Genomic DNA, 1726 nt, shown 5'->3' with positions numbered 1-1726 from the left:
CTGCGTGGGCACGGCTTGCATGAAGTTGCCGGCCTGATTGCCCAGGAAGCGCATTATCTGCTGTTCAAGGAACCGGTAAATGCGTGGAAGGCGTTCCAGGAAATCCGTAACGATTCGCTAGCGATCGGTGTGCATCTGTATTACCGCGGCCTGGTTGGGGAAGCTGCCGAACGTGCCCTCGACGCCGACGCGCATCGCAAGGCTTGACGTCACAGTACGTCCTTTGTATGGACGATGACGACCCCGAACGCCGCTGTGAGAAAGGTGCTCTGTTGAGCACCAACAAGTAATCCAAGTAGGTCCAAAGAAGTCCGCAAAGCCCCGCAACGCCTTGAGCCTGCGGGGTTTTTTGTTTTAGGCGCTCACTGGTATGATTTGCCGTTGATCAACGACGCCCAAAGACTCATGCGCCGTGCTGCGAAGCGCTTTACCGCGTGTTTGCGTTGCGCCGTCACCTTTTGTCGCTGACCGGCTTTGGCATACTTGTCGCAACAGCACTGCGCATGGCCATGAATATTGCAGATGACCGCAACTTGCTTGCGGCAGCCACCATCATTCTATTGTTCTCGGCGACGCAGACGTCGTGGGAGTTACTCAATAGAATCGCTCAAGCGAAACACGTGCAATCAAGTAACTGAAAGCCGCGAAGGCGACCGTATATTCGCCGACGCCCACCGCCAAACAAAGAGAAAATCCTCTGCTGCCTTGAGCAGGCAGCCTTAATACAATGGTCCAGATGATTTACCCCCCTCAAGAGCATCGAGTGCGAGACATACTCACTTCCTATTTCTGGAGTGGCGACATCATCCGTAGTCGACGCGTGAGTGACGTCCTGCTAACAGGCATGGTCGACGTGCCTGTGCCCCCTGCACGTCTGCTTGCGGATTGGGAAAGGGAGATATCGTTGCACCTGGACTTGGAGCCCGGGGACGTCGAGGCAATGCCTTTGGCGCGAGCACGAGCGCGTTGGCCGGACTACACGCGCTGCGTGCGGGCGCTATCCGATTGGACGGGCGCGCTTGGACTGCCTGGGGTAATCGACAGCAGTGACGTAGCCCTCATGGCCTGCCGGGGCGCGAGGTACCACCATGACGGTGCGCAATATGGCAGTGCGGCCTTTTGCAATCTCTTCCTGAGCGACGACAGGGGCCTGGACCTGCATTTTCCTTCGCTGGGTCATCGAATCCCGCTGACCCGGGGCACGGCTGTGATTTTCGATACCGGCCAGCCTCATGGCGTCATTCAACGCCGCAGCAGCGGTTTTGATGTGGCGGACTTTCCGCCCGATCAGGACACCACCCAGCTATTCCTGACCTGGGAGCTTCCCATTGAAGATGCCCGTGTTGAGCACGCGCTTGGGGTTACCTTCGACGTCGCCACTGCGACGGCGATGCAACTGAACGAAGAGCAAGTCTGGGTGAATGGCGCACCAGCCACTGTGTGCCCGGAGTCTGGCCGGTGGTGCCGCGTCGACTAATCGATACGGCGACACCACGGTGTCGCCAACGTCCCGAAAGTTAGCGAGTGCTGTAGGCATTGAAGCCCATGCGGCTTAGAGGATTTCAAGTCCGACCAATCGTCGGGCGGCAATCTCAGCAAGTTCCATTGCTTTAGCGGGAGTGTTCATAGGGCGACCGCAGCCTCGTCCCGTGAGTTGCTCAATTGTTTTCTTGTCGCGCATCGTTGTTATCTTCACTGCGCCCTTGAACATCTGGCCCGGTGCTGG

The 1726-nt window shown here is 57.8% G+C and carries 2 protein-coding genes and 1 pseudogene; all 3 read left to right on the top strand.

Annotated features, from left to right (window positions below; translation table 11 throughout):
- Positions 1-207: pseudogene (locus WCA53_RS20635) on the top strand (hypothetical protein); the annotation flags it as partial.
- A 227-nt stretch (positions 208-434) separates the two neighbouring features.
- Positions 435-638 (top strand): hypothetical protein, encoded by a 204-nt coding sequence (locus tag WCA53_RS20630; RefSeq protein WP_423915004.1) that lies wholly within the window; start codon positions 435-437, stop codon positions 636-638.
- Positions 639-736: 98 nt separating this feature from the next.
- Entirely contained in the window at positions 737-1477 is a 741-nt protein-coding gene (locus tag WCA53_RS20625) for a hypothetical protein (RefSeq protein WP_423915007.1), read from the top strand.
- Positions 1478-1726 lie beyond the last annotated feature (249 nt).

This window comes from Caballeronia sp., from assembly GCF_049581465.1.
Classification (GTDB): domain Bacteria; phylum Pseudomonadota; class Gammaproteobacteria; order Burkholderiales; family Burkholderiaceae; genus Caballeronia.
This window is presented reverse-complemented; position numbering and strand designations above follow the sequence as displayed.